Source organism: Meridianimarinicoccus sp. MJW13, from assembly GCF_014901205.1.
Classification (GTDB): Bacteria; Pseudomonadota; Alphaproteobacteria; order Rhodobacterales; family Rhodobacteraceae; genus Meridianimarinicoccus.
In genome coordinates this window covers 419906-445666 of record NZ_JACNMU010000002.1, presented here as the reverse complement: position 1 = coordinate 445666, position 25761 = coordinate 419906, and the positions used below count along the sequence as shown (strand labels likewise).

The following is a 25761-nucleotide window of genomic DNA, read 5'->3' as shown; positions in this document are numbered from 1 at the left end:
CCAGAACCAACAGAGAGAGAGGTCACCATGACAAAAGACAACAAACCGGCCCCGTCCAGCAAGATCCTGTCCACCCGTCGCAAGTTCCTGGCAGGCTCGGCCATCGGCGCGGCCTCGACCCTGGCCGCCCCGGCGGTGATCGCCCAGCAGGGCCCGATCAAGTGGCGGCTGCAAACCTACTCCGGTGCACCGCTGGGGGCGCATGTGATCAAGCCGCAGATCGAGGCCTTCAACACCGCCGCCAACGGCGAGATGGAGATCGAACTGTACTACGCCGACCAGCTGGTCCCCACGGGCGAGCTGTTCCGCGCCCTGCAGAACGGCACGCTGGACGCGGTGCAGTCGGACGAAGCCACCATGGCCTCGCCCGTCGATATCTCGGTCTTCGGCGGCTATTTCCCCTTTGCCACGCGCTACTCGCTCGATGTGCCGGCGCTGTTCAACTACTATGGGCTGAACGAGATCTGGAAAGAGGCCTATGACGAGGTCGACAATGTGACCTGGCTGTCGGCCGGGGCCTGGGATCCGCTGCACATCTTCACCAAGGAACCGATCCGCTCGCTCGCCGACATGCGCGGCAAGCGCGTCTTCGGCGTGCCGACCGCGGGCCGTTTCCTGTCGCAATACGGCCTGATCCCGGTGACGGTGCCGTGGGACGATGTGGAAGTCGCCCTGCAAACCGGCGAGCTGGACGGCGTGGCCTGGTGCGGCTTCACCGAAGCCTATGAGGTTGGCTGGGCCGACATCTGCAACTACGCCCTGACCAACTCGGTCACCGGCGCGTGGTTCGGCTCGTATTTCGCCAACACCGCCAGCTGGGACAAGGTGCCGCCGCACCTGCAGGAGCTGTTCAGGATCACCATCGACCAGTCGCACTATTATCGCGCGACCTGGTACTGGGGCGGCGAGGCCAAGCTGCGCGTGGAAGGCGAGAAGATGGAACTGACCTCGCTTCCGCCGGAAGAATGGGCCCAGGTCGTGGCGGATTCCGAAACGTTCTGGGACAGCGTCGCCGACAAGGGCGGCCGTCCGCAGCGCGTGGTGGAAGCGTTCAAGACCTACGCCGCAACCATGGAAAAAGCGGGCTACCCCTACCGCTGATCAATCCGATCGCGACAGGCGGGACATCCTGCCTGTCGCCCCTTGGCCACGGCCAACGACGTTTCGACGCGCAATGCCAGAGCGCCTTGGAACCAATGTCGAAAACTTGGGGGAAAGTGGTGGGCGACCCTGGAATCGAACCAGGCGTGGGTCTCCCCGGCGGAGTTACAGTCCGCTGCCGCACCTTGCAGCCCGTCGCCCGTCTGCGATGCGCTGCACCGTCTGACGTGGGCCGCTGGATAGCCGCCCGCCAAGAAGCCGTCAACCGGAAAATAACACCGCCGCGCCTTGCCCGAAGAACAAGTTTCGCGCATGGTGCCGCCCTTGCCACAGCGAGGAAGCGGACCCGTGAAAAAACCGAAGTGGGTGATCGAAAAGGAACAGTCTCGCCGGGCCTCGGCGCAGGAAACCGTGTGGCTGTTCGGGCTGCATGCGGTGCGCGATGCCCTGCAGAACCCGGCCCGCGACCGGCTGCGGCTGGTGGTCACCAAGAACGCCGCCGACAAGCTGGCCGAGGCCATCGCCCTGTCCGGGATGGAACCGGAAATCGCCGATCCGCGCCGCTTTCCGGTGCCGCTGGATCCCGGCTCGGTGCATCAGGGGGCGGCCCTTGAGGTCAAGCCGCTGGACTGGGGCGGGTTGTCAGACTGCTGTGCACCGCGCAAGGACACCAATGCGCTGGTGGTTCTGCTGGACCGGGTGACCGACCCGCACAACGTGGGCGCCATCCTGCGCTCGGCCGAGGTGTTCGGCGCCCGGGCGGTCATCGGCCCGCAACGTCATTCGGCGCCGGAAACCGGCGCGCTGGCCAAGACCGCTTCGGGGGCGCTGGAACGGCAGCCCTATCTGCGGGTGCGCAACCTGGCCACCACGATGGAGGAGCTGCGCAACATGGGCTACCTGCTGCTGGGACTGGCCGGCGAGGCCGAGCACAGCATCGAGGACACCCTGCAACCGCTGCCCCCCGGCCCGGTAGCGCTGGTGCTGGGCGCCGAGGGCCCCGGCCTGCGCGAAAAGACCCGCGACACCTGCGACAGTCTGGTCAATATCCCGGCATTGGGTGAATTTGGCTCGCTCAACGTCTCCAACGCGGCCGCCGTTGCCCTATATGCTGCAAGGCACGTCCACCGGAGCTGACCCTTGCCGCACGGAACCAAGATTGCCACCTGCTGCTATTGCGGCACCCGCGCCGCGCTGGTGCTGACCGGGCGCGATGGCCATGAGCTGGCCTGCGCCTCTTGCGGGGCGCCGCTGCACGATCTCAAGGCGCTGAAGACGCAACCGGCACCGGCCAAAGCGGGGAAAACGCGGATGAAGCCTTCGAAGCCGAAAAAGAAGAAGCGCAAGAAGTCGCTGTCGCGCAAGCTGATGGGCGAAGCCTTCGATCTTCTGGACGACATCTTCGACTGACCGCTTCACAAGTTTGTCACCGGGAGCGCAACAACTCTTCCAAATCGCGATTTGCACCCTACATATATTGCGTCGGCAAGCTGGAACTCTTGCCCTTTCAAACTGTCCCTCGTTCCACGACTTCAGCGCCCGGTTTGTCCCGGGCGCTTTTTTCTGCGGGAATCTGCCATGACCCTTACCGACGACAAGCTGCGCCAGATCTGGACCGACACCAAGGTGATTGCCTGCATCGGCGCCTCGCCCAATCCGGCGCGGCCCAGTCACTATGTCTCGCAGTTCCTGCGCGAACGCGGATATCGCGTGATCCCGGTCAATCCGGGCCAGGCTGGCGCGCAGTTGTTCGGCGAAACCGTGGTCGCGACGATTGCCGATCTGCCCGCAGAGGTCGACATGATCGACGTGTTCCGAAACTCGGCCCATGTGGCCGGGGTTGTCGAGGCGGCGCTGGCCCATCTTCCGGCCCTGCACACTATCTGGACCCAACTGGGCGTGCAGGATGATGCAGCAGCGGCCAAGGCGCGCGCGCAGGGGATTCACGTGGTTCAGAATCGCTGCCCGATGATCGAGATCCCCCGCCTGTTCGGCTCCGGACCGGTGTAATCCCGGCACAGATGGTCGCGATTTGCCTGCTTGCCGGGCAAGATGCGGAACATTTTAGGAACATTTAAGCGAATCCCTGCAAGACCTTGGGGGCCTGCTAAGGAAAACGCTGCCATGTTTCAAACCCAATCCGCTCCGCCGCCCCGTCCGCACCCGTCGCTGATCGAAGCCGAGGTTTCCGCGGCCCTTGAAGACAACCGGATTACGCTGGCGTTTCAGCCAGTGGTCCAGGGGGCCGACACGGCAAGGGTCGCCTTTCACGAAGGCCTGCTGCGCCTGCGCCGTCCGCACGGCGGGCTTGTGGCTGCGGGCGCTTTCATGCCGGCGGTGGAAGACCGCCCTCTGGGCCGCCAACTGGATGTGCGCGCCCTGCAACTGGGCCTTGCGGAACTGGGTCGCCGCCCGACCCTGCGACTGGCGGTGAACGCCACGCCCCAATCCCTGCGCACCCCGCAATGGTGGCACGCGCTGACCACCGGACTGGCCGCCGCGCCCGATCTGGCCGAACGCCTGATCGTCGAGGTTACCGAATGCAGCCGCCTGACCACGCCGGACATGCCCGCGATCTTCGACCGGCTGCGCGGGTTGGGCCTGTCGCTGGCGCTGGACGATTTCGGCGCGGGCAGCACCTGTTTCAGCACCCTGCGCGCCCTGCGTTTCGACATCCTGAAGATCGACGGTCAGTATTCCCGCGATGTCGAGCGTGATCGCGACAACCAGGTGCTGTTCGACGCGCTGCTGGGACTGGCCCGGCACTTCGACCTGCTGACCGTTGCAGAATCGGTCGAAAGCCATGCGCAAGCCGCATACCTCGCCTCCCGTGGCGTCGACTGCCTGCAGGGCTATGCCTTCGGGCGGCCCGGCCCCAGGCCCAGTTGGCCGATTGCCCCCTCCGTCCCCTGTTCTCTCGGAACCCCGCTGGCACGCTGAGACACAAAGTCAGTTGCTCCGCCGGGGTCCACCGCCTATCCAAGGCGGGTCAGGCGGTTCCCCCCGAAACCGGAATGCGCCGCCTGTCGAGAGACAACGGAAGGAATACCCATGACCGACGTCGTAATCGCATCGGCTGGCCGCACAGCGGTTGGAAGCTTCCTCGGATCGTTTGCGAATACCCCCGCGCACGACCTTGGCGCCGCCATGCTGGAGGGTCTTGTCGCCCGCGCCGGAATTGACAAATCGGACGTATCCGAAACCATCCTCGGTCAGGTGCTGACCGCGGCCCAGGGCCAGAACCCGGCCCGTCAGGCGCATATCAATGCCGGCCTGCCGCAGGAAAGCGCAGCCTGGAGCATCAACCAGGTGTGCGGCTCGGGTCTGCGCGCCGTCGCTCTGGGTGCCCAGCACATCATGCTCGGCGATGCCTCGATCGTCGCCGCCGGCGGCCAGGAGAACATGTCCATGAGCCCCCATGCCGCCGCCCTGCGCGCGGGTCAGAAGATGGGCGACATGAAGTACATCGACACGATGATCAAGGACGGCCTGTGGGATGCCTTCAACGGCTACCACATGGGCCAGACCGCCGAGAACGTGGCGAACCAGTGGCAGATCACCCGCGAACAGCAGGATGAATTCGCCGTGGCCTCGCAGAACAAGGCCGAAGCCGCCCAGAAGGCCGGCAAGTTCGTCGATGAAATCATCCCCTTCACCGTGAAGACCCGCAAGGGCGAGATCGTGGTGGACGCGGATGAATACATCCGCCACGGCGCCACCATGGAAGCCATGCAGAAACTGCGTCCGGCCTTTACCAAGGACGGATCGGTCACCGCCGCCAACGCCTCGGGCCTGAACGACGGTGCCGCCGGCGTGCTGCTGATGTCCGCCGCCGAAGCCGAAAAGCGCGGGATCACCCCGCTGGCCCGCATCGCGTCCTACGCCACTGCCGGCCTGGACCCGACCATCATGGGTGTTGGCCCGATCTACGCCTCGCGCAAGGCGCTGGACAAGGCCGGCTGGTCGGTCGACGATCTGGACCTGGTCGAAGCCAACGAAGCCTTCGCCGCGCAGGCCTGCGCCGTGAACAAGGACATGGGCTGGGATCCGTCGATCGTGAACGTGAACGGCGGTGCCATTGCCATCGGTCACCCGATCGGCGCTTCGGGCGCGCGGGTGCTGAACACGCTTCTGTTCGAAATGCAGCGCCGCGATGCCAAGAAGGGCCTCGCCACGCTGTGCATCGGCGGCGGCATGGGCGTTGCGCTCTGCGTGGAGCGTCCCTGATCCGCGAAAGCACACGACTAAAAGGGTGCCCGCAAGGCACCCTTTTTTTCAAAAGGCTCCGTGCAGCCGGCAGGTTGCGTCAATTTACCAAGCGCAACAATGTTGCTCAGGACAGATCAACTTCGTAACAGAGTTACAAGATTTTAAGCCAAACTGGAGGGACAACCATGGCAAGAGTAGCACTCGTCACCGGCGGATCGCGCGGCATCGGCGCCGCAATCTCGAAAGCACTGCAAGCGGCGGGCTATCAGGTCGCAGCCACCTATGCGGGCAACGACGAGAAGGCCGCCGCCTTCACCGCCGAAACCGGCGTCAAGACCTACAAGTGGGACGTGGCCGACTATGAGGCCTGCAAGGCCGGCATCGCACAGATCGAAGCCGATCTCGGCCCGGTCGAGATTCTGGTGAACAACGCCGGCATCACCCGCGATGCGCCTTTCCACAAGATGGCGCCCGAGCAGTGGTCGCAGGTCATCAACACCAACCTGACGGGCGTGTTCAACATGACCCACAACGTCTGGCCCGGCATGCGCGAGCGCAAGTTCGGCCGCATCATCAACATCTCGTCGGTGAACGGCCAGAAGGGCCAGTTCGCACAGGTCAACTATGCCGCGGCGAAAGCCGGCGATCTGGGCTTCACCAAGGCGCTGGCCCAGGAAGGTGCCCGCGCCAACATCACCGTGAACGCCATCTGCCCCGGCTACATCAACACCGACATGATGAGCACCATCCCCGAGAAGGTGATGGACGGCGTGATCCTGCCGCAGATCCCGGTGGGACGTCTGGGCGAGCCGGAAGAAATCGCACGCTGCGTGACCTTCCTGGCTTCGGATGACGCAGCCTTCATCACCGGTTCGACCCTCTCGGCCAACGGCGGCCAGTTGATGACCTGAGCCAAGTCGGCTTTGGCAGATTGGGGCTGACCCGGCCGGGTCGGCCCCCCTTTTTTTGCTCAGCCGCGCCCGAACAGTGCAGCAACCAGCGCGCGGAAGACTGCGGAACGGGCGGCATGCGCGCGGCGGAAGGCCAGGCGGCTTTGGCAGGTCGGCGTGGTTTCAAACATGGCCATGACAATCTCCTTTGGGGGTGCCCTCAAGGTGATCTTTTCCACGCCACCGCACAAACGAGACTTTTCATGCATACAGATTAGTTTTACTTAACTGTATGTCCGACCGCCTGCCGCCCCTGACTGCCCTGCGCGCCTTCGAGGCCGCCGCCCGTCACCTGAGTTTTGCCCGCGCGGCAGACGAGTTGAACGTCACCCCCGCCGCGCTGAGTTTTCAGATCAAGTCGCTGGAAAGCCACCTTGGCCAGCCGGTGTTTCATCGCCTGACCCGCGCCGTTGCCCTCACCGAGGCCGGCGCGCGCCTGCAGCCCGGTGTTGCCGATGGCTTCGCCGCCCTTCACAGCGCCTGGGCCGCCGCCGGGCGGGTTCAGGATGAAAACGTGCTGACAGTGACCGCCGGTCCGGCCTTCACCTCCACCTGGCTGGCGCCCCGCATGTATGACTTTGCCCAGGCCCATCCCGAGGTCGAGCTGCGGCTGCTGGCCACGCTGCGTCTGGCCGATCTCGTGCGGGACGGCGTGGATGTGGCCATCCGATACGGGGTCGCGGCCCCGCCGGGCATGCACAGCACCGATCTGACGACAGACTGGCTCACGCCGATGATGGCGCCGCATCTGGCCCGGCAAGTGACACAGCCGTCCGACTTGCTGCGTTTCCCTCTGGCACGGCAGGAGGACACGCTGCAACTGGAGCCGATGATGAACTGGCCCGCCTACCTGAAGGCCGTGGGCGTCACCGATGCGCCCACGCCCGGCCCGTCGTTCTCGCACGCAGATCACGCGTCCAATGCGGCCATTGCCGGGGCCTGCATCATTCTTGGCCGCGTCACCCTGACCGCACCGGCCCTGCGCGACGGCCACCTTGTGGCGCCACTGAAGGACACGTTTGCCACACGGTCCCGGTTTCGGTTCCTCTGCGTGCCCGGCACGGAAGACCGCCCCCCGATCCGGGCCTTTCTGACCTGGCTGCGGGCGGAACTGGCGCAGATCGAAAACCTGACGGCGCATCGGACGATCCATCCCGCGACACCATGAAAAAAGCATGCCCAGGGGCATGCTTTCAATCTTGAACCCGATGTCCCGCCAGGCGGGACGGACTGTCTAGTCCTGACCGGACAGGCGGTGGATTTCTTCCTTGATCTGAAGCTTCTGCTTCTTGAGGGCCGCCACCTGAAGGTCGTCGATGCTGGGACTTCGTTGGGCGCGCTCCACTTCACTGGAGAGGACCTGGTGCTTTCTGCGAAGCTCCTGAAGATGCGCATTCATCGACATCGAATTCTCCCTTTCATGTTTGAACGTGATCAGACGACCACAGAATTCAGCGGCTGTCACGAAAAACAGACACCGCTCGTATAGATTTAGGAATTGCGCCCGCAATTCACCCGTTTGAATCGCTGGAAAACCCGGGCAAAGGTGCGACATTTCGGAACACGTCGGCCACCTCGGCGCGGTAATCCTCGGCATCGCTCAGATGCCGGGGCCCCGCGTGCAGCACCAGCGGCGCCCGAAGCGAAAACGGCGTACGCCGGCCCTTGATCGCCCGCAGCAGCACCAGATGCGCCGGACGCCCCTCACGCGGGGCCAGGGGCAGCACCTCGACCGCACCAAGGCGCCGGTCCAGCGCTGCCAGAAGGTCAGGCAGACGGTCGGCCTGCTGGATCATCGTCAGGCAGCCGCCGGGGGTCAGCCGACGCGTCGCTGCCTCGACCCAGGCCGCCAGCGGCGTGTCGCCAGCCAGCGCGATGTCGCGCCCCGCGTCTTCAGAAGCCGGCCCCTGACTGCGTTGATAATACGGCGGATTGGCCAACACATGATCGAAGCTGCGGTTGCGCAGATCGGCAGGCAGCGCCGCAATATCCGCGGTGGCAACGGTCAGATCGACGCCGGTCTCGGTGGCATTGCGCCGGGCCAGATCGGCATAGGCGGGCTGAAGCTCCACACCGAACACCGCCAGATCCGGCACACGGGTGGCAAGGCACAGGCTGGCGGTTCCGACACCGCAGCCCAGTTCCAGCACCGACTGGCCGGGCCGTGCCGGCACCGCCGCGGCCAGAAGCACCGCGTCCACTCCGGCCCGAAAGCCCTTTCGGGGCTGCCAGATCACCACGCGCCCGCCCAGCAGCAGATCGCGGGTCAGATCGTCGGTCATGGTCTTACCCTTCGGGATCGATGCCATTGTCCACAAGGATTGCACGGGCGCGGAAGTGATCAGCCGCCCGCACCATGATTCGGCGCGGCAGGATGCCCACCGAACCTTCCAGCACGCTCATGTGGACGTCGATGGGAAAGCAGTCTATATCCTCACCTCGAAGGAGTGCCGAGGCGAAGGCCAGCACCGTCGGATCGTTGGTACGCAGAAGCTCCTTCATATCAGACAGTTATGACAGGCCACCCGGCTTGTCGAGACAGCATACGGAACCGTGATGAGCCTCGATACCGCCTCTGTGAAACCGATGGAGCGCCTGAGCGCGGAACTGGCCGACGACATGGAGCGGGTGAATGCGCTGATCCGGGCCCGAATGGTGTCCGAACACGCGCCCCGCATTCCCGAAATCACAGCCCATCTTGTCGAGGCCGGGGGCAAGCGCCTGCGGCCGATGCTGACCCTGGCCACCGCACGCATGTGCGGCTACCAGGGCGAGGATCACCTGCTGCTGGCGGCCACGGTGGAGTTCATTCACACCGCGACCCTGCTGCACGATGACGTGGTGGACGAAAGCGACCAGCGGCGCGGACGGCCCACGGCCAACCTGCTGTGGGACAACAAGTCCTCGGTACTGGTGGGCGATTACCTGTTCGCGCGCTCGTTCAAGCTGATGGTCGAAACCGGTTCGCTGCGGGTGCTGGACATCCTGTCCAGCGCCTCGGCCACCATCGCCGAAGGCGAGGTGCTGCAACTGACCGCCGCCCAGAACCTTGCCACCACCGAAGAGATCTACACGAAGGTCATTCGCGGCAAGACGGCGGCGCTGTTTTCCGCCGCGACCGAGGTCGGCGGCGTGATTGCCGGGGCGGATGAGGCCATCGTGCGCGACCTGCACACCTATGGCGATGCGCTGGGGATGGCCTTCCAGATCGTCGATGACCTGCTCGACTATGGCGGCAGCACCGCCACCATCGGCAAGAACGTCGGCGACGACTTCCGCGAGCGCAAGCTGACGCTACCGGTCATCAAGGCCGTGGCCAAGGCCGATGACGAAGAGCGCGCCTTCTGGCGCCGGGTGATCGAGAAGGGCGACCAGCGCGACGGCGATCTGGACCACGCCCTGTCCCTGCTGGACAAGCATGGTGCCATGGCCGCCGCCCGCGACGATGCGCTGGCCTGGGCCGCGACCGCGAAGGCCGCGCTGGCGCAGGTCCCGCAAACCGCCCTGCGCGAAATGCTGGAAGACCTTGCCGACTATGTGGTGGCGCGGATCAACTGATCCGGCGCGCGGCCCAGCACCGGGGCCGCCGTGACCCACCAGTCCGGCTGCGCGCGGGCCAGCGCCCCGGCGGCGGCGTCGGCTGCGGCGGCCATGGCAAACAGCCCGAAACAGGTGGCCCCCGATCCCGACATGCGCGCCAGTCCGCACCCGCGCTGCGCGGCCAGTGCCGCAAGCACGGTGTCGATGACCGGTGCCTGTGCGCGGGCCGGGGCCTCAAGATCATTGCGCTGCGCCGCGAGCCACGCCAGAATCGCCTTTGCATCGCGGAAAGACGGAATATCCGGCATCGGCGGGTTGGTCTTGCTTGTCAGGGCGCGGAACACCGCCGGGGTCGGCACGTCAACACCGGGATTGACCAGAACCAGCCAGAGCGGCGGCAGCTCCAGCACCGGCGACAGCGCCTCGCCAATCCCCGCCATCCGCAGGGGATCGCCCGCAAGGCATACCGGCACATCGGCTCCAAGGCGCAACTGATCGGCCTCTGACGGCAACGCCCGCGTGCCCAGATGGGCCAACAGGCGCAGGCAGGCCGCCGCGTCAGACGATCCGCCGCCGATCCCGGCAGCGGCGGGAAGGTGCTTTTCCAGGGTCAGGGAAGCCGGCACCTCGGGACGGAACAGGCGCGCCGCCTTCAGAACCAGATTGCTGCCATCGGTGGGCACCCCCGCCGCACGCGGACCGGTCACACGCAGCCGCGTTTCCGGGGCCAACTGCCCGCGCAGACGGTCGCCCACGCCCGCGAAGACCACCAGCGAATCAAGCAGGTGATAGCCATCGGCCCGCTGTCCGGTGACATGCAGTGTCAGGTTGACCTTGGCCGGCGCAAAAGCCTCAGCCGTCTTCGACAACGCCAAGGGGGGCGGCTCCCTCGTCTTCCAGAACCTGATCCAGCCCGACTTCCAGCTTGCGGCGAATGCGGTCGGCCTCGTCTTCTTCGGGGTCGAAGGACAAGGCCCGGCGCCACTGGAATTGCGCCTCGATCTGGCGGCCCACCGACCAATAGACATCGCCCAGATGGTCGTTGATGATCGGATCCGTGGGCATCAGCGCGGCGGCGCGTTCCATATGGCCGACTGCTTCGTCATAGCGGCCCATCCGGTACAGCACCCACCCCAGCGAGTCGGTGATATAGCCATCGTTGGGCCGCCCGGCGACGGCGCGTTCGATCATGTCGAGCGCCTCGTCAAGGTTGGTCTGCATCTCGACCAGGCTGTAACCAAGGTAGTTCAGGACCTGCGGTTGTTCGGGCTGCAATTCCAGCGCCTTGCGGAAATCGACCTCGGCGGCCTCCCATTGTCCGATACGTTCCAGCGTGATCCCGCGTGAGAAAAACACCGGCCAGCTGTTGGCCTCGGGGGTCTCGATCAGGGCGATGGCGCGATCATAGACCGGCTGCGCTTCTTCGAACCGATCCAGACGGCGCAGGGTGTCGCCCAGCTTGTTCTGCACTTGCAGCAGCTCCGGATGCGCCTTGGCCAGCTGCTTGAGCACCTCGACGGCGGCATCGTCACGGCCAGCGGCCAGCAGCGCGTCGGCGCGGCCGATTTCGGCGGTGACGAAGGCCGCATGATCGTGCGGAACGGCGTCGTAAGCGCGGGTGGCCAGATCGTATTGCTCAAGATCCTCCAGCAGCGCCGCGATCAGCAGAAGCGAGTCGACGTTGCCGGGGTTCAGGTGCGACGCCAGCCGGGCATAGACCAGCGTGTAGCCATCGGCGGCCTCGCCCACCAGTGCCGAGGCGATGGAATGGAACACCTCGCCAATGCCTTGGGTGGCATCGGTGGCCAGCGTGAAGGGCACTTGCTGGCCGGTGGCCAGGTCTTCCAGAAGCTGCGCGAAGATCGGTGCGGGATTGGCGCCGAATGCCTGTTCGATCAGATCGATGGAGCCTTCGTTGCGATCCAGTTGGCTAAGCACCTGCACATGGGCCAGAACGCCCCGGCGCGAGACCTGCAACGGCCCTTCGGCGCGGCCCGAGAAGATATCGTCCGCACCTTCGAAATCCCCGACCGAGGCCAGCGCGAGCGCCTTGTGATACAGCGCGAAGGACTTCAGCCCCTGCTGGCTGGCGACTTCGTCGAATTTCTCCAGCGCCAGGCTCACCTGCCCGGCCCCCAGCATTGCCCAGGCGGCGGTCAGACCGTCCACCAGCGCGCCGACGGATCGGCCGCTTTCGAAGCTTTCGACGATCTGGGAAAACTCGCCCTGCGCCGCCATGTCGGCCAGAACGACCATGGCGGCCACCTGGCTGGGCATCTCGGAATCGATCATGACCCTTGCCACCGGCACGGCCCGATCGATCCAGCCGGCGTTGACGTTGACCGTCACCACGTTGTCCATCAGCCCCGGATTGTTGGGATCACGGGACAGGGCGCGGGTGAAATACTCCGCCGCCGCCACATAGTCGTTGTTGATGCCCGCGTGGCGGGCCGCAAGATAGGCGCCGGAAGACCCGGCAGCCGCCGCCGAGGCGGTCAGTTGCGCGGCCAGGGCCAGGGCGAACAGGGGGCGTGTCAGGCGCAAGGGGGTACTCCGTCAGACGTCTTCATCCGGAAAGGCTAGTGCGCGCCCGCCCCATTGGCAATGCGGGCCGGGGCTGTCGCCCCGGCCACACCATCACATGTTCGGGTAATTCGGCCCGTCGCCCCCCTGCGGCGTGGTCCAGGTGATGTTCTGGGCCGGATCCTTGATGTCGCAGGTCTTGCAGTGCACGCAGTTCTGGAAGTTGATGACAAAGCGCGGCTGCGCGGCCCCTTCGTCCTGCACGAATTCATAGACACCCGCCGGGCAATAGCGGGTCGACGGACCTGCATACTTGTTCCAGTCGACCGTCACCGCCAGATCCGGATCGGTCAGTTTCAGATGCGCGGGCTGGCTTTCCTCGTGGTTGGTCGCCGCGAAGCTGACATTGGTCAGCCGGTCGAAGCTGAGCGTGCCATCGGGCTTGGGATAGTCGATGGGCGTGTGCCGGATCGACCGCTCGGTGGCTTCCGCATCGGTTTTTCCGTGGCCCAGCGTGCCCAGAACCGAAAAGCCCAGCGTGTTGGTCCACATGTCCATACCGCCAACCATCAGCGATGTCGTCAGCCCGTATTTCGACCACAGCGGCTTGACGTTGCGCACTTTCTTCAGGTCCTTGGCGATCGGCCCCGACCGCACGTCGGCGTCGTATCCGTCCAGCGTGTCGCCCGACCGGCCCTCGGCCAGGGCGGCATGGGCGGCTTCGGCAGCAGCCATGCCCGACAGCATCGCGTTGTGGTTGCCCTTGATGCGCGGCACGTTGACCATACCCGCCGAACAGCCCAGCAGCGCCCCGCCAGGGAACGCCAGCTTCGGCAGCGACTGCCAGCCGCCTTCCGAGATAGCCCGCGCCCCATAGGCCACGCGTTTGCCGCCCTTCAGCAGCTCGGCCACCATCGGGTGATGCTTGAACCGCTGGAATTCCATATAGGGCGACAAATACGGGTTCTTGTAGTTCAGGTGAACAACGAAACCGACGTAAACCTGATTGTTGTCAAGATGATAGATGAAGGAACCGCCCCCGGCGTTCGCGCCCAGCGGCCAGCCCATGGTGTGGGTGACGGTGCCCTCGTGATGCTTGTCGGGATCGATCTCCCAGATTTCCTTCATGCCGATGCCGTATTTCTGGGGCTCGGCATCCGCGTCCAGATCGAATTTCGCGATGGCCTGCTTTGACAGCGATCCGCGCACGCCTTCGGACAGGAAGACGTATTTTCCCTTCAGCACCATGCCCGGCTCATAGGCCGGACCGGGGGTGCCGTCGGCGTCCTTGCCGAATTCACCGGCAACCACGCCGGCAACTTCGCCATTGTCGCCATAGACCAGTTCGGAACAGGCCATGCCGGGGAAGATTTCAACCTCCAGCGCCTCGGCCTGCTCGGCCATCCAGCGGCAGACATTGGCCATCGACACGATGTAGTTGCCGTGATTGTTCATCAGCGGCGGCATCGGGAAGTTGGGCACACGGATCTGTCCCGCCTCGCCCAGCATATAGAAGTTGTCCTGTTTCACCGGCACGGTGATCGGGGCGCCCTTCTCTTTCCAGTCGGGGATCAGCTTGTTCAGACCGCAGGGATCCAGAACCGCGCCCGACAGGATATGCGCCCCCACTTCCGAGCCCTTCTCCAGCACCACGACCTGAAGTTCGGGATCAAGCTGTTTCAGACGGATCGCGGCCGACAGACCTGCCGGTCCGGCGCCTACGATGACGACGTCATACTCCATCTCTTCGCGTTCGATCTCAATCATAGGCTCAATCCTCTGCTGTGCGGGGTCTCGATCCCGTCGGGACCCGGACACCTGACTTTGGCTCACCGGGGTTATCGACTGCGTCGGGCCGCAGGGTCAATTGCGACGTTGCGCCTTTTGCCCGCCCGTCGCGCGACCTTGGGTAGCACCCGGCAGGCCGGTGCCACCGCCGCATTCCGCCCCTTGCAATCCGGTCTGCCATTTGTTCAGGTTGGGCTTGGTCGCGTCCGTCCCGGGCAGTATCGGGACGCAGGCAGGATAAAGAGACTCATGGAAAAGATACCGCTGACCCGCGCGGGCCACACCGCGCTGGACAAAGAACTAAAAACCCTCAAGTCGGTGGAACGCCCGGCGGTCATCAAGGCCATTGCCGAGGCGCGCGAACATGGCGACCTGTCGGAAAACGCCGAATATCATGCCGCCCGCGAAAAGCAGAGCTTCATCGAAGGCCGCATCAAGGAAGTCGAATCCATCCTTGGCCGTGCCGACATTATCGACACCTCGAAGCTGTCCGGCGCCATCAAGTTCGGCGCCCGCGTGACGCTGCTGGACGAGGATACCGAGGAAGAGAAGACCTATCAGATCGTCGGCGAACCCGAAGCCGACATCGAGAAGGGCCGACTGAACATCAAGTCGCCGCTGGCCCGTGCCCTGATCGGCAAGGAAGAGGGCGACAGCGTCGAGGTGCGCACCCCCGGCGGGGATCGGGCCTATGAAATTCTGACCATTGTCTATGGCTGACAGCGACCGGACGGGGCGTCCCCACTCGGGTCCCGCCCCGGGCCCGTCGTCCCGGCGCACAGGGGCCACGGCGATCATCGCCATCGGTGCCGGCACGGCGCTTGTTTGGGCGGCCCTTTACCTGCTCGTGTTGCCGCGTGCGGGCGACGGGTTGCTGGGCACGGTCCTTGGCCTTGTCCTGCCATTGGTGCTGATCTGCCTTGCCACCGCCCTGGCCCGCGCCCTGCATCAGGCGCGCGCCGAACTGGAGGTCCTGAAAGCACAGCAGACCGCACCGCAGGTGCGCCCGGAAAAGACGCCGCCGCCGCGCACGTCCGATCCCGTGCCGCTGTCGGTTTCGGCCATGCCGCTGTCAGATCCGCAACCGGCGCTGCCGATGGATCCGGTGCCGGCGCAACCGCTGGCCCTGACCGACCTGATCCGCGCCCTGCATTTCCCCGAAACGCAGGATGATGCCGAGGGGTTCCGCTCGCTCGCCCGCGCCCTGAAGGATCCGCAGTCCCGGCAGGTGGTTCAGGCCGCGCAGGACATGCTGACGCTGCTGTCCCAGGATGGCATCTACGTCGATGACATCGACGGCGCGCTGCCCGATGCGGCCACCTGGCAGGCCTTCGCCGAGGGCGCACGCCACGATGTAGCCATCGGGCTGGCCCTTTTCCAGGACACGCCCGAAGCCGAAAAATGCCGCCGACAGTTGCACACCAACACGGTTTACCGCGACACGGTCCACCATTTCCTGCGCCGCTTCGATCACCTGATCACCAGCCGTCTTCCGGATCTGGACGAGCCCGCCATTACCGCCCTCACTGCCACCCGCAGCGCCCGCGCCTTCCTGCTGCTGGGCGCGGCCGCCGACATGTTCGGCCCGCGCTGAGCACAGCTGTCGGGCAATGGTCCCGGGGGAGATGGGTCATCGGGGGAAGGCTCCCCTACCCGCCCCGCACCCCAAAGCTGCCATAGGGCACGAAGCGCACCGGATCGCCGGGGGAAATCTCGCGGGCGTCTTCGTCCAGTTCCACCAATCCGCAAGCCCAGCTTAGCCCCGAGACCCGGCCCGAGCCTTCCGAGGCAAAGACCTCTGCCCGCCCATTCGCATCCAGCCGCGCGCGCAGATATTCCCGCCGCCCGGCCTTCTTGCGCTTGGAAAATGCGGCCGGAACGCTGAATCCCTGCGGCACGGGCCAGCCCTGCCCGGACAGCGCCGCCAGCATCGGACGCGCGAAAACCAGGCTGCAGACGAAGGCCGCCACCGGGTTGCCCGGCAGGCCGACCACCGGCACCCCCTGCCATAGCGCGAGCGCCAGTGGCCGCCCCGGTTTCATTGCCACGCGCCAGGTCTGCAAGTTCCCCTCTTCGCGCAGCAGGGCCGAGACGTGATCTTCATCTCCTGCCGAAGCCCCGCCCGAGGTCAGCACCGCATCCACCTGCGCCGCCGCGCCATCCAGCGCCGCGCGCACGGCATCGCGCGTGTCGGCGACCTGCCCCAGGTCCACCGCCGTATGCCCCCAGTCCGCGATCAGCCCCAGCAACATCGGACGGTTGGCGTCGAAGGTCTTGCCGGGATCCATGTCTTCCCCCGGCGCCACCAACTCGTCACCGGTTGATACCACGCCCACCCGCAGCGGCCTGTGAACCGCGACCTCGGCCAGCCCGGTGGCGGCCAGCAGCGCCAGGTCCGGCGGGCCAAGCCGGCGGCCTGCGACCAGAACCTCGGCCCCGGCCTGCACATCCTCGCCGGCCTTGCGGGCATTTGCGCCGGGCTTCACCGGACCCTCGAACGCCACCTGCCCGCCGCCAAGCGCGCAGTCTTCCTCCAGCACCACGGTATCGACCCCCTCGGGCAGCAGCGCCCCGGTCAGGATGCGGATCGCGTGGCCCTCGGGGACGCGGCCATGAAACGGTGCCCCGGCGGCGGCGCGGCCGTCCACCAGCGGCAGAACCTGTGGCCCCGCGCCGATCGAAGCCCCGGCAAAACCATAGCCATCCACCGCCGAATTGGCGCCGGGCGGGTTGGCGCGCCGGGCGACGGCGGGTTCAGCCAATACCCGGCCAAGGGCCTGCGACAAGGGCAGGCGTTCAGTGCCGGTCACCGGGCGGATCCGGGCGCGCAGGGCGTCCAGAGCGTCGGCCACCGGTGTCCAAACGACGCCTTGCGGCAGGGCGAAACAATCGTTGCGCAGCGGTGGCGGGCGCAGCGGCTGATCGCCCCGCGCCGCCTGACGCAACTGCGCTTCGGCCCCGGCGCCCAGAATCCAGCCTTCCGCCAGTGCCCCGGTCGGCGCGGCGGACAAAAGCGGACCAAGGCCGTCGCTTGCGGCCAGCCGGGACAGTGCGCGGGCCAGCACCTCGACCTGCACCGCGTCCTTGATGGCGGCAGGATCCTCGGCCATCTGCGCTAAGACCGCCTCGGCCAGAATCGAGGGGTAGACCTCGGCCAGAACCACACTCGCCTCGACACTTGGCTCGAACGGCCAGACCGCGATGCGCCCGGCCAGCGCGCGCCGCAGCCGCGCCAGAACCGGCAGCCCCATCAGGGTCTGCGAGCCCACGGCCCCAGCCCCGGCCAACTGCCAGCAAGAGAACGCCCCGGGCAGGTGTCTTTCGACCTGACGACGTTCCGCCAATCCGGTGGCGGCGCGGTCCAGCCCGCTTGTGCCGCGCGGCAGCCCCACGATCTCGCGCTTCAGGCCATTGCCCCAGAACGGCCCGTCGCCAGGGAAGCGGGCGTTGATCTCTGCGGCCAGATCGAAACGGTTGTTGTTCTCGGGCGTGTCGGTGATCCGCGCCTCGACCCACTCCCACAGGGCCAGCGCATCGGCGCGCCCGGTCAGCGCCTCGGCGAATCCCGCCGGATAGCCGAAGGCAAAATCGAAGCCGGCCAGAACCCGGCGACCGGCGCGCAGTTCGGCCTTAAGAAACTCCCGCAGGGCGGCTTCGGCCACCTGACGATTGCGGTGATAGACCGGCGGCTCGGCATCGCCATTCCGGGCGACACAGGTCCAGATGGCATCAGCCTTGGGCGTGGCCCCGCGATCCTTGCCGCCGGACCAATCGACCACCAGCACCGTGTCGAATCGCGTCACAGCCCGACCTCGGCCAGGATGAAATCCGCAATGGCGCCAGTATCGTCCAGATCGAACCGAGGCACCGTCAGATCGGGCAACACCATGTCCGAGGCCACGGCGCGGATCGTCGGATCCTCGGGTGCGATCAGCGCGTGTCCGGCCGCCTGCCGCCAGGCTTCGATCTTGGGATGCCGCTCGCGCTTGTAGCCCTCGATCAGCACCAGATCGACCGGCGACAGCTTGTCCAGCAGCAGTTCCAACGGCGGCTCTGCCCGGTTGCGCAGTTCATGCATCAACGCCCAGCGATGGCCCGAGGCCACCAGAACCTCGCTCGCCCCCGCCTGCCGGTGCCGATGGCTGTCGCGCCCCGCATGATCCACGTCGAAGGCGTGATGGGCGTGTTTCACCGTCGAGACGCTGAGCCCCCGCCCGGTGATTTCGGTCACCAACCGTTCCATCAGCCCGGTCTTGCCCGCGTTCTTCCAGCCCGCGACGCCGAACAGCCTCATTGCACGCCCTCGCGCACCATCCGCTCGGCGCGGGCCAGATCCTCGGGCGTGTTGATGTTGAAGAAGGCGTCGTCGTGGAATGCGGTCGAGGCCGCGCCATGCTTGTCGGTCCACAGCACCACCTTGCGCAAACCATCCTCAAGCGCGGCCCGCAGATCGGCGCGCAGCGCCACGGGCCACAGCCCGAAGGTCGGGTGCCGGGTCATCCGCCCGCCTTCCTGCGTGGCAGCCAGCGCAATCGGCGTGGCGGCGCGTTCGGCGGCGCGCGCCAGACGCGGCGCAAGGTCGGCGGGAAAGAACGGCGTGTCGGCGGCGGCGGTGATGATATGGGTCAGCCCCGCCTCGGCTGCCCAGTCGAGACCGGCCAGAACCCCCGCCAGCGGGCCCGGATACCCCGGCAGGCTGTCACCCCGGACCGGCAACCCGTATTCGGCAAAGCGCGCCGCATCGCCGTTGGCGTTCAGCATCATCGGCCCCACCTGCGGCCCCAGGCGGTCGATCACCCGGTCCAGCAGGCTGCGCCCCCCCAGCACCAGCGCGCCCTTGTCGCCGCCGCCCATGCGCCGCGCCTGACCGCCGGAAAGAATCACGCCGCCAAGGTTCAGCACACCAAAACTCATGCCGGTGCCCCCTTGCGGCGGTGGCGGCGGTCCTCGGCCGGTTGGGCCTCCGGATCCGCGTCCCAGACCAGCCGTTCTGCCCCACTGAGGCAGACGAACCGCTGGCCGCGCATCCGGCCGATCAGGGTCAGCCCCACCTGCCGCGCGATCTCTACCCCCCAGGCCGTGAAGCCCGAGCGCGAGGCGAGCACCGGAATGCCCATCAGCGCGGTCTTGATCACCATCTCCGAGGTCAGCCGCCCGGTGGTATACAGCACCTTGTCCGCGCCCGAGGCGCCTTCGGTCACCATCCAGCCCGCGATCTTGTCCACCGCGTTGTGACGACCGACGTCTTCCATGTAGACCAGCGGCTGATCTCCCTTGCACAGCACCGAGCCATGGATCGCCCCGGCCTCAAGGTAGAGGCTGGGCAGCGTGTTGATCTGCCGTGCCAGCGCATAAAGGTCCGAGGTCCGCACCTGCGCAGGCGGCAGTTCCAGCCCCTCCAGCCCCTCCATCATGTCGCCAAAGACCGTGCCCACGGCGCAGCCCGAGGTTCGGGTCTTCTTCTTCAGCTTGTCCTCATGGTCGGTCTGTTCGGCGGTGCGCACCACCACCACTTCCAACTCGGCATCGAAATCGACGCCGGTGATCACATCGCTGTCGCGCAGCATCCCCTGGTTGCGCAGGAACCCGACGCCCAGATATTCGGGATAATCCCCGATGGTCATCGCCGTCACGATCTCGCGGCTGTTCAGATAGATGGTCAATGGCCGCTCCTCGACCACCGACAGGTCGCAGGGCTGGCCAGTGTGATCCACGCCGGTGACCGCACGGGTCAAACCGGGGGCCTTGGGGTCTGGAGCGATCAGCAATGCGCGTGTTTCGGGTCGCTCGGACAATTGCCTCTCCTGCCTGCTTGGCGTAGCTCGGGATTGTTCACAGGACGTTAAGGAGTCGCCGTGACAGGTTCCAGCGCGAATTCATCCCAAGGCGGTGTCATCGCAGGCAGTTTCGGCAAAGGTGCGGTGGCCGGCGCCCCGTTCCTGCTGGTCATCATCCCCTTCGCCTTGCTCTTTGGCGTGGTCGGCACCGAGGCCGGTCTGAATCTGGCGCAGGTCATGGGGTTCTCCATGCTGGTGATCGCCGGCGCTGCGCAGTTCACAGCCGTGCAACTGATGGTCGAAGATGCGCCGACGCTGATCGCGCTGCTGACCGCGCTGGCCGTCAACCTGCGGATGGCAATGTACTCGGCCTCGCTTGTGCCCTACCTCGGTGCGGCGCCACTGTGGCAGCGGCTGCTCATCTGCTACGGTCTGGTTGACCAGACCTATGCGGTGTCAATCGCGCGCTTCGAAAGCCCGCCGGCAATGACCGTCAGCGACCGCGTCGCCTATATCCTCGGCGCCTTCACGATGATCGCCATTCCCTGGTACGCCGCGACGCTGCTGGGCGCGGTCCTGGGCGCCGCGATCCCGCCGGGGCTGCCGCTGGATTTCGCGGTGCCCATCACCTTCCTGGCCCTGATTGCCCCGGCGCTGAAAACCCTGCCGCATGTGGTGGCAGCCCTCACGTCCACCTGCATGGCGCTGGCCTTCAGCTGGATCCCCTACAGCCTGGGCCTGATCGTGGCCGCCGTGCTGGCCATGGCCGCCGGGGCGGCCTGCGAGATCTGGATGGAGCGTCGCGCATGACCCAATCCGATGCCACCGTCTGGGCCGTGATCGTCGGCCTCGGGATCGGCACCTTCCTGATCCGCTTCTCGTTTCTGGGACTGGTGGGCGATCGCCCGCTGCCGAACTGGCTGTTGCGCCTGCTGCGCTACACGCCGGTGGCGGTGATGCCGGGCCTCGTGGCGCCGCTGATCCTGTGGCCCGAGGCCACCGGCGGCACACTGGATCCGGCCCGCCTGGCCGCCGCCGCGGTCACCCTTGGCGTCGGCCTCTATACGCGCAACGTCGTGGCTTCGGTGCTGGTGGGTATGGTCACGCTCTTCGCGCTTCTGGCCCTGATCCCCTGACCCGTTCTTCTTGGGACAAATACTCCCGCCGGAGGCGATCCCCCGCCCCGCAACAGGTCTAGTCGTTGAATTCCAGGTCCAGGTCCGACCAGTCGTCGGGGCTGTCATCCACGTACAGCCGCGTAACAACACCGGGATAGGCATCGAACGACCGCTCGGCCTTGCGCGGCCGCCAGGTCATCGGGAAATCCTCGAAGCCGGGCAGTTGCCGCAGCACGCCTGTGATCGACAAGGTACAGCGCGCCGGCCCGACCGAACCCACCTGCTGCACCAGCGCCAGCGCCTGCGCGGCGACTTCGGGCGGCACCTCAAGGGTCTGGGCCTTGATGCGATAGGTGATCCGCGCGTGATAGTTGAAGAACCAGTTTTCCATGCCGGGGGTGAACCCGTAATGGACATCACCGCGCTCGGGCGCCAGCGGATGCCGCCAGCTTCCAGCGGGGTTGAAGACCACCCGTTCCGGCCCGTTGATGATCAGCGCCGAATGGGCGCCGCTGTCATCGGCGTTGCGGATCGAGGTGACCAGCGTCAGCGACGGCGGCGCGCTGGACACATAGCGGGCCTGCGCGATCTCGACAGGGCCCGCCTGCGGCGTCGGCTGCGCGCAGGCACCAAGAACAACCAATCCCGCCATCAGAACGAGGGCGCGACACAAGACTGAAGATAACCGCATCTCGGCGCGCCCGGGTCGGATCAGCCGTTGACCAGACCCATGAAGATCAGAATGCAGATGCAGACCACGGCCCCGTAGGCCACAGTCTTGGTGAAGCCCTCGAAGGTCTTTTCCTGGACACTGATGTCCATCTCGCCGTGCTTGTAATCAGACATAGGTGATCTCCCTTTTACGCCCGAACCGCTTTAGCGCAGCCAGAGAGGCGTGTCACGCCCCTGATTCCGCGCACAAAATGTCACAGTGCCTGCCACAGCCACGCGCCGTCGTCCCGACGCCAGCGTCGCAGCTCGCCACGTTTCAACAGGTGGTTCAGATGCGCCACCGCCTCGACCAATGCCAATCCATAGGCGCTACCGCCGATTTCGCGCTTGAACAGTGGCAAAAAGCAGTCCCCGGCGGTCTGCGGCGTGGCCAGATGGGCACGCAACCGCGCCAGCGCACCATGATGATTGTCTTCAAGCTGGCGCATCCGCAGCGGCAGGCCGGTGAAGGGCAGCTTGTGCCCCGGCAGCACGAAATGGCGATCCTCGGCAAGGTCCGCAAAGCGTTGGCAGCTGTCGAACCAATCGCTCAGCGGATCGGCCTCGGGCTCGGTCGCGTAGACACCGATATTGGGCGAGATCGACGGCAGAAGCTGGTCGGCGCCCAGCACCAGATCATCGTCCCGGCTCCAGAGCGTGGCCTGTTCGGGCGCATGGCCATTGCCGATGCGCACGTCCCAGGCGCGCCCCCCGAAGCGGATCACATCCCCTTCGGCGATTCGCGTGAAGCCCAGCGGCAAGGGCGTCACCACATCGGCAAAATTGAAGGGACGTTCGGACAGGCGCTGTTCCAGAATATCCGGCGCCATGCCGGCGCTGCGCCAGAAGGCTTCGGTTTCGGGGGCCACCTGGGGCTGTTCATCCAGCGTCAGCATCCGCGCGAACAGCCACGCGGTGCGGGTGCAGATCAACTCGGCCCCGTGGTCTGTCTGGAACCAACCCGCCAGCCCGACGTGATCGGGATGATGGTGGGTGACGATGACTCTTACCACCGGCTTGCCCGCCAGCGGCCCGTCCAGCAGCGCCGTCCAGGCCGCTTTCGACCGTTTGGTGCCAATGCCGGTGTCAATTGCGGTCCAGCCGTCCGCGTCTTCGAACAGGTAGATATTGACGTGATCCAGCGCCATGGGCAGCGGCAGCCGCGCCCAGAGCACGCCCTCGGCCACCGCGATCACCTCTCCCGGCCCGGGGGCCTCGGGGAAGGGTGTCACGATCCCGGGGCGGATCGACGCGGTCACGTGCCCAGATCTTCCAGGCTGAGCGCATAGAGGTCATCGGCACCGACCCGCACTTCCTCCAGCAGGCCCAGGTATTCCGGCAACAGCCGTCCCATGTAGATCCGCGCCAAGGCCGTGCGCGGACCGTCGCCGCCCTCGGCCAGCGCCGCCTTCAGATGATAATGCGCGCCCAGTACGCGGGCAAAGGCCCGCAGATAGGCCACCGCCCCGGCGAACCGCTGATTGGCGTCGGACTGGCCGACCAGCCACTCGGTGGTTTCGCGCAGGCTTTCCGAGGCATTCCAGACCGCGTCGGCCAGGTCCGGAAGGCGGGTGCGGGCGGATTCGGCCTGGGTTTCGATCTCTTCCAGCAGGCGATAGGCGGCCTCGCCCCCGTCCATCAACTTGCGGCCGACCAGATCCATGGCCTGGATGCCGTTGGTGCCCTCGTAGATGGCGGTGACGCGCACGTCACGGCTGAATTGCGCCGCCCCGGTTTCCTCGATCACGCCCATGCCGCCATGCACCTGCACGCCTTCGCGGGACACCTCGATGCCAACGTCCGTCCCGAAGGCCTTGGCGATGGGGGTCAGGAAAGCGGCACGCGCCGACCAGTCGGCCGAGCCTGTGGCGGTTTCCATGTCGATGGCCACGGCGCAGGCCAGTTCGATGGCGCGCGCGGCAAAGATATCGGCCTTCATCGCTGTCAGCATCCGCCGCACATCCGCATGATCGACGATGGTGGGGTGCCCGGTGGGGGTGCGGCCCTGCTTGCGTTCCAGCGCATAGGCCAGCGCGTGCTGATAGGCGCCTTCGGCGGTTCCCACACCCTGCGCCCCGACGTTCAGGCGGGCGTTGTTCATCATGGTGAACATGGCCGCGATGCCGCCGTGCGGGGCACCGACCAGCCAGCCCGTGGCCCCATCGAACTGCATCACCGCGGTGGGCGAGCCGTGCAGGCCCATCTTGTGTTCAAGGCTGACCACGCTCAGGCTGTTGGCCACGCCGGGTTTGCCGGCTTCGTCGGGGATGAACTTGGGCACCAGGAACAGGCTCAGCCCCTTGGTGCCGGGCTTGCCGTCGGGCAACCGCGCCAGCACCAGATGGCAGACGTTCTCGGCCACGTCGTGATCGCCCCACGAGATGAAGATCTTCTGACCGGTGATCGCATGGGTGCCGTCGCCGTTGTCCGCGGCCTTGGAACTGAGCGCGCCCACGTCCGACCCGGCCTGCGGTTCGGTCAGGTTCATGGTGCCGGTCCATTCGCCCGAGATCAGCTTGGGCAGGTAGAGCGCCTTCAAGTCGTCGCTGGCATGGGCTTCCAGCGCCTCGATCTGGCCCTGGCTGAGCAGCGGACACAGTTGCAGCGACAGGCAGGCCCCCGACATCATGTCGTTCAGCGCCACCGACAGGGCAAAGGGCAGCCCCATGCCGCCATGTTCGGGGCTGGCCGAGATGCCGACCCAGCCGCCCTCGGCAATCGCCCTGTAGCCTTCGGCAAAGCCCGGAGAGGTCCGCACCACGCCGTTTTCCAGCCGCGCGGGGGTCAGGTCGCCGGCCCGGTTCAGCGGCGCCATGATGTCAGCGCAAAGCCGCCCGGCCTCGGTCAGGATCGCCTCGCAAACATCCGCCGTGGCCTCGGAAAACCGGTCGGTGGCCGCGACCTGAGCCAGATCCACCACGTGATCCAGCGTGAACTTGAACTCCGACACGGGGGCGGTATAGGGCATCATCTTCCTCTCAAAAGGCGCAACGGCACAAAGCGGGCCTGTTGTGCCCGTCCCGGCACCAGACTAATCAAGCGATCATGGCACACAATCAAGACGCGGCGTCACAATCGCCTGACCGCAAGACCCGGATGCTGGCGCCGGATGCCGAGGGGATCAACGTGGCCGCCGCGCTGTTGCGTGCGGGCAGCCTCGTCGCCTTCCCGACCGAGACGGTCTACGGGCTGGGCGCGGATGCGCGCGACGATGCGGCGGTGGCCGGGATCTATGCCGCCAAGGCGCGGCCATCCTTCAACCCGTTGATCGTGCATCTGCCGGATCTGGACGCGGTCCGAACCATCGCCCAGGTCGGCCCCGCCGCGGAAGCCCTTGCCGCCGCCTTCTGGCCCGGTCCGCTGACACTGGTGCTGCCGGTTACCCCCGCAAGCGGGTTGTCGCGGCTGGTCACTGCCGGGTTGGAGACCGTGGCCGTGCGGGTGCCGGTCGCGCCCCTTGCGCAGGAATTGCTGCGCGCGGCGGCGATTCCGGTGGCCGCGCCTTCGGCCAACCCCTCGGGCCGGATCAGCCCGACCCACGCCGCCCATGTGATGCAGGGGCTGGAGGGGCGCATCGATGCCGTGCTGGACGGCGGCGCCTGCGCGGTGGGGGTGGAAAGCACCATTCTGGACGTGACCGGACCGCCGATGCTGCTCAGACCCGGCGGCCTGCCCGCCGAGGTTTTGGAAGCGGCCCTTGGTGCGCCCTTGGCCCGGTTGCCAGACCATCAGCCCGACCGGCCCTCGGCCCCCGGACAGCTGACATCGCACTATGCCCCGAACGCCCGCCTGCGCCTGAATGCACAAGCGCCGCGTACGGGGGAAACGCTGCTGGGCTTCGGCCCGGTGGAGGGTGCCGTGCTGAACCTGTCGCGCAACGCCGATCTGGTGGAAGCGACGGCCAACCTGTTTGCCATGCTGCATAAACTGGACACGCCCGAGGTCACCACCATCGCGGTCTCGCCGATCCCCGACCATGGGCTGGGAACGGCCATCAATGATCGGTTGACGCGGGCCGCCGCGCCGCGCGCGTGACCGGTGCGG

Annotated in this window: 28 protein-coding genes and 1 tRNA gene; 14 read left to right on the top strand and 15 right to left on the bottom strand. The window is 66.4% G+C overall.

Features of this window, described 5'->3' with window-relative positions:
* Positions 1-66 precede the first annotated feature (66 nt).
* The gene (gene dctP / locus H8B03_RS05175; RefSeq protein WP_226925732.1) at positions 67-1101 is read left to right on the top strand and encodes a TRAP transporter substrate-binding protein DctP; all 1035 of its coding nucleotides are present in this window, start codon (positions 67-69) and stop codon (positions 1099-1101) included.
* A 117-nt stretch (positions 1102-1218) separates the two neighbouring features.
* Here dctP and H8B03_RS05170 read toward each other — a convergent pair.
* Positions 1219-1302: transfer RNA gene (locus H8B03_RS05170), tRNA-Tyr, on the bottom strand.
* 111 nt (positions 1303-1413) lie between these two features.
* On the opposite strand from H8B03_RS05170, the gene rlmB reads away from it, so the two are divergent.
* The 7 genes from rlmB (at position 1414) to gcvA (ending at position 7428) form a co-directional block, all read left to right on the top strand.
* Positions 1414-2238 (top strand): 23S rRNA (guanosine(2251)-2'-O)-methyltransferase RlmB, encoded by an 825-nt coding sequence (rlmB, locus tag H8B03_RS05165; protein ID WP_193140656.1) that lies wholly within the window; start codon positions 1414-1416, stop codon positions 2236-2238.
* A gap of 3 nt (positions 2239-2241) precedes the next feature.
* Positions 2242-2511 carry a hypothetical protein gene (locus tag H8B03_RS05160; RefSeq protein ID WP_193140655.1) on the top strand — a complete coding sequence of 90 codons (270 nt, stop codon included), beginning with the start codon at positions 2242-2244 and terminating at the stop codon, positions 2509-2511.
* Between the two features lie 168 nt (positions 2512-2679).
* On the top strand, positions 2680-3111 hold the full coding sequence (locus tag H8B03_RS05155) for a CoA-binding protein (protein ID WP_193140654.1): 432 nt from the start codon (positions 2680-2682) through the stop codon (positions 3109-3111).
* 114 nt (positions 3112-3225) lie between these two features.
* Positions 3226-4041: an EAL domain-containing protein gene (locus H8B03_RS05150; RefSeq protein ID WP_193140653.1), complete on the top strand. Its 816-nt coding sequence runs from the start codon at positions 3226-3228 to the stop codon at positions 4039-4041.
* Positions 4042-4152: 111 nt separating this feature from the next.
* Positions 4153-5328, top strand: coding sequence for an acetyl-CoA C-acetyltransferase (locus tag H8B03_RS05145; RefSeq protein WP_193140652.1), 1176 nt, complete (start codon positions 4153-4155; stop codon positions 5326-5328).
* A gap of 167 nt (positions 5329-5495) precedes the next feature.
* Positions 5496-6221 carry an acetoacetyl-CoA reductase gene (gene phbB / locus H8B03_RS05140; protein WP_193140651.1) on the top strand — a complete coding sequence of 242 codons (726 nt, stop codon included), beginning with the start codon at positions 5496-5498 and terminating at the stop codon, positions 6219-6221.
* A gap of 271 nt (positions 6222-6492) precedes the next feature.
* Positions 6493-7428, top strand: coding sequence for a transcriptional regulator GcvA (gene gcvA / locus H8B03_RS05135; protein WP_193140650.1), 936 nt, complete (start codon positions 6493-6495; stop codon positions 7426-7428).
* A gap of 66 nt (positions 7429-7494) precedes the next feature.
* Here the strand turns inward: gcvA and H8B03_RS05130 are convergent, their stop codons facing one another.
* From H8B03_RS05130 to H8B03_RS05120, 3 genes are all read right to left on the bottom strand, one after another.
* A complete protein-coding gene (locus tag H8B03_RS05130) occupies positions 7495-7665 on the bottom strand; it encodes a YdcH family protein (RefSeq protein WP_193140649.1) in 171 nt (56 codons plus the stop codon).
* A gap of 106 nt (positions 7666-7771) precedes the next feature.
* Positions 7772-8542 (bottom strand): tRNA1(Val) (adenine(37)-N6)-methyltransferase, encoded by a 771-nt coding sequence (locus H8B03_RS05125; protein ID WP_193140648.1) that lies wholly within the window; start codon positions 8540-8542, stop codon positions 7772-7774.
* A 4-nt stretch (positions 8543-8546) separates the two neighbouring features.
* Positions 8547-8762 (bottom strand): DUF2007 domain-containing protein, encoded by a 216-nt coding sequence (locus H8B03_RS05120; RefSeq protein WP_193140647.1) that lies wholly within the window; start codon positions 8760-8762, stop codon positions 8547-8549.
* Between the two features lie 54 nt (positions 8763-8816).
* On the opposite strand from H8B03_RS05120, the gene H8B03_RS05115 reads away from it, so the two are divergent.
* The gene (locus H8B03_RS05115; RefSeq protein WP_193140646.1) at positions 8817-9818 is read left to right on the top strand and encodes a polyprenyl synthetase family protein; all 1002 of its coding nucleotides are present in this window, start codon (positions 8817-8819) and stop codon (positions 9816-9818) included.
* Here the strand turns inward: H8B03_RS05115 and H8B03_RS05110 are convergent.
* From H8B03_RS05110 to H8B03_RS05105, 3 genes are all read right to left on the bottom strand, one after another.
* Entirely contained in the window at positions 9794-10669 is an 876-nt protein-coding gene (locus H8B03_RS05110) for a 4-(cytidine 5'-diphospho)-2-C-methyl-D-erythritol kinase (RefSeq protein WP_226925731.1), read from the bottom strand. The two genes, H8B03_RS05115 and H8B03_RS05110, sit on opposite strands and share 25 nt — an antisense overlap.
* Positions 10653-12344: a tetratricopeptide repeat protein gene (locus H8B03_RS18925; protein WP_226925696.1), complete on the bottom strand. Its 1692-nt coding sequence runs from the start codon at positions 12342-12344 to the stop codon at positions 10653-10655. The genes H8B03_RS05110 and H8B03_RS18925 overlap by 17 nt, the downstream gene beginning before the upstream one ends.
* A gap of 93 nt (positions 12345-12437) precedes the next feature.
* A complete protein-coding gene (locus H8B03_RS05105) occupies positions 12438-14090 on the bottom strand; it encodes an electron transfer flavoprotein-ubiquinone oxidoreductase (protein WP_193140644.1) in 1653 nt (550 codons plus the stop codon).
* A gap of 270 nt (positions 14091-14360) precedes the next feature.
* On the opposite strand from H8B03_RS05105, the gene greA reads away from it, so the two are divergent.
* Together greA and H8B03_RS05095 are read left to right on the top strand one after the other, a co-directional pair.
* A complete protein-coding gene (gene greA, locus H8B03_RS05100) occupies positions 14361-14831 on the top strand; it encodes a transcription elongation factor GreA (RefSeq protein ID WP_193140643.1) in 471 nt (156 codons plus the stop codon).
* On the top strand, positions 14824-15705 hold the full coding sequence (locus tag H8B03_RS05095; RefSeq protein WP_193140642.1) for a hypothetical protein: 882 nt from the start codon (positions 14824-14826) through the stop codon (positions 15703-15705). Before greA ends, H8B03_RS05095 begins: the two co-directional genes overlap by 8 nt.
* Before the next feature lie 55 nt (positions 15706-15760).
* Here H8B03_RS05095 and glp read toward each other — a convergent pair whose 3' ends face one another.
* From glp to H8B03_RS05075, 4 genes are read right to left on the bottom strand one after another with little or no spacing between them, the layout of a single operon-like run.
* Positions 15761-17914 (bottom strand): gephyrin-like molybdotransferase Glp, encoded by a 2154-nt coding sequence (gene glp / locus H8B03_RS05090; RefSeq protein WP_193140641.1) that lies wholly within the window; start codon positions 17912-17914, stop codon positions 15761-15763.
* A complete protein-coding gene (gene mobB / locus H8B03_RS05085) occupies positions 17911-18405 on the bottom strand; it encodes a molybdopterin-guanine dinucleotide biosynthesis protein B (protein ID WP_193140640.1) in 495 nt (164 codons plus the stop codon). Before mobB ends, glp begins: the two co-directional genes overlap by 4 nt.
* Complete coding sequence (gene mobA, locus H8B03_RS05080) at positions 18402-19025, bottom strand: molybdenum cofactor guanylyltransferase MobA (protein WP_193140639.1); 624 nt, start codon at positions 19023-19025, stop codon at positions 18402-18404. Before mobA ends, mobB begins: the two co-directional genes overlap by 4 nt.
* Entirely contained in the window at positions 19022-19906 is an 885-nt protein-coding gene (locus H8B03_RS05075) for a formate dehydrogenase accessory sulfurtransferase FdhD (RefSeq protein ID WP_193140638.1), read from the bottom strand. The genes mobA and H8B03_RS05075 overlap by 4 nt, the downstream gene beginning before the upstream one ends.
* 60 nt (positions 19907-19966) lie before the next feature.
* On the opposite strand from H8B03_RS05075, the gene H8B03_RS05070 reads away from it, so the two are divergent.
* Together H8B03_RS05070 and H8B03_RS05065 are read left to right on the top strand one after the other, a co-directional pair.
* A complete protein-coding gene (locus H8B03_RS05070) occupies positions 19967-20698 on the top strand; it encodes an AzlC family ABC transporter permease (RefSeq protein WP_394355447.1) in 732 nt (243 codons plus the stop codon).
* Positions 20695-21024, top strand: a complete 330-nt coding sequence (locus tag H8B03_RS05065; RefSeq protein ID WP_193140637.1) for an AzlD domain-containing protein — start codon at positions 20695-20697, stop codon at positions 21022-21024. The genes H8B03_RS05070 and H8B03_RS05065 overlap by 4 nt, the downstream gene beginning before the upstream one ends.
* Positions 21025-21082: 58 nt before the next feature.
* Here H8B03_RS05065 and H8B03_RS05060 read toward each other — a convergent pair whose 3' ends face one another.
* The 4 genes from H8B03_RS05060 to H8B03_RS05045 form a co-directional block, all read right to left on the bottom strand.
* Positions 21083-21658 carry a hypothetical protein gene (locus H8B03_RS05060; protein WP_193140636.1) on the bottom strand — a complete coding sequence of 192 codons (576 nt, stop codon included), beginning with the start codon at positions 21656-21658 and terminating at the stop codon, positions 21083-21085.
* Positions 21659-21717: 59 nt separating this feature from the next.
* A complete protein-coding gene (locus tag H8B03_RS05055; protein WP_193140635.1) occupies positions 21718-21852 on the bottom strand; it encodes an aa3-type cytochrome c oxidase subunit IV in 135 nt (44 codons plus the stop codon).
* Positions 21853-21932: 80 nt separating this feature from the next.
* A complete protein-coding gene (locus H8B03_RS05050; RefSeq protein WP_394355446.1) occupies positions 21933-22976 on the bottom strand; it encodes an MBL fold metallo-hydrolase in 1044 nt (347 codons plus the stop codon).
* The gene (locus H8B03_RS05045; RefSeq protein ID WP_193140765.1) at positions 22973-24685 is read right to left on the bottom strand and encodes an acyl-CoA dehydrogenase; all 1713 of its coding nucleotides are present in this window, start codon (positions 24683-24685) and stop codon (positions 22973-22975) included. The genes H8B03_RS05050 and H8B03_RS05045 overlap by 4 nt, the downstream gene beginning before the upstream one ends.
* Before the next feature lie 77 nt (positions 24686-24762).
* On the opposite strand from H8B03_RS05045, the gene H8B03_RS05040 reads away from it, so the two are divergent.
* A complete protein-coding gene (locus H8B03_RS05040) occupies positions 24763-25752 on the top strand; it encodes an L-threonylcarbamoyladenylate synthase (RefSeq protein WP_193140634.1) in 990 nt (329 codons plus the stop codon).
* Positions 25753-25761: the final 9 nt, after the last annotated feature.

Excerpts from the sequence above, each read along its gene's own strand:
- greA (WP_193140643.1), top strand. The coding sequence starts at position 14,361 with ATGGAAAAGATACCGCTGACCCGCGCGGGCCACACCGCGCTGGACAAA.
- H8B03_RS05105 (WP_193140644.1), bottom strand. The coding sequence starts at position 14,090 with ATGATTGAGATCGAACGCGAAGAGATGGAGTATGACGTCGTCATCGTA.
- H8B03_RS05150 (WP_193140653.1), top strand. The coding sequence starts at position 3,226 with ATGTTTCAAACCCAATCCGCTCCGCCGCCCCGTCCGCACCCGTCGCTG.
- H8B03_RS05115 (WP_193140646.1), top strand. The coding sequence starts at position 8,817 with ATGAGCCTCGATACCGCCTCTGTGAAACCGATGGAGCGCCTGAGCGCG.
- phbB (WP_193140651.1), top strand. The coding sequence starts at position 5,496 with ATGGCAAGAGTAGCACTCGTCACCGGCGGATCGCGCGGCATCGGCGCC.
- rlmB (WP_193140656.1), top strand. The coding sequence starts at position 1,414 with ATGGTGCCGCCCTTGCCACAGCGAGGAAGCGGACCCGTGAAAAAACCG.
- H8B03_RS05095 (WP_193140642.1), top strand. The coding sequence starts at position 14,824 with ATGGCTGACAGCGACCGGACGGGGCGTCCCCACTCGGGTCCCGCCCCG.
- mobA (WP_193140639.1), bottom strand. The coding sequence starts at position 19,025 with ATGAGTTTTGGTGTGCTGAACCTTGGCGGCGTGATTCTTTCCGGCGGT.
- H8B03_RS05145 (WP_193140652.1), top strand. The coding sequence starts at position 4,153 with ATGACCGACGTCGTAATCGCATCGGCTGGCCGCACAGCGGTTGGAAGC.
- H8B03_RS05155 (WP_193140654.1), top strand. The coding sequence starts at position 2,680 with ATGACCCTTACCGACGACAAGCTGCGCCAGATCTGGACCGACACCAAG.
- H8B03_RS05055 (WP_193140635.1), bottom strand. The coding sequence starts at position 21,852 with ATGTCTGATTACAAGCACGGCGAGATGGACATCAGTGTCCAGGAAAAG.
- H8B03_RS05120 (WP_193140647.1), bottom strand. The coding sequence starts at position 8,762 with ATGAAGGAGCTTCTGCGTACCAACGATCCGACGGTGCTGGCCTTCGCC.
- mobB (WP_193140640.1), bottom strand. The coding sequence starts at position 18,405 with ATGAGGCTGTTCGGCGTCGCGGGCTGGAAGAACGCGGGCAAGACCGGG.
- gcvA (WP_193140650.1), top strand. The coding sequence starts at position 6,493 with ATGTCCGACCGCCTGCCGCCCCTGACTGCCCTGCGCGCCTTCGAGGCC.
- H8B03_RS05065 (WP_193140637.1), top strand. The coding sequence starts at position 20,695 with ATGACCCAATCCGATGCCACCGTCTGGGCCGTGATCGTCGGCCTCGGG.
- H8B03_RS05130 (WP_193140649.1), bottom strand. The coding sequence starts at position 7,665 with ATGTCGATGAATGCGCATCTTCAGGAGCTTCGCAGAAAGCACCAGGTC.
- H8B03_RS05060 (WP_193140636.1), bottom strand. The coding sequence starts at position 21,658 with ATGGCGGGATTGGTTGTTCTTGGTGCCTGCGCGCAGCCGACGCCGCAG.
- H8B03_RS05040 (WP_193140634.1), top strand. The coding sequence starts at position 24,763 with ATGGCACACAATCAAGACGCGGCGTCACAATCGCCTGACCGCAAGACC.
- H8B03_RS05125 (WP_193140648.1), bottom strand. The coding sequence starts at position 8,542 with ATGACCGACGATCTGACCCGCGATCTGCTGCTGGGCGGGCGCGTGGTG.
- H8B03_RS05045 (WP_193140765.1), bottom strand. The coding sequence starts at position 24,685 with ATGCCCTATACCGCCCCCGTGTCGGAGTTCAAGTTCACGCTGGATCAC.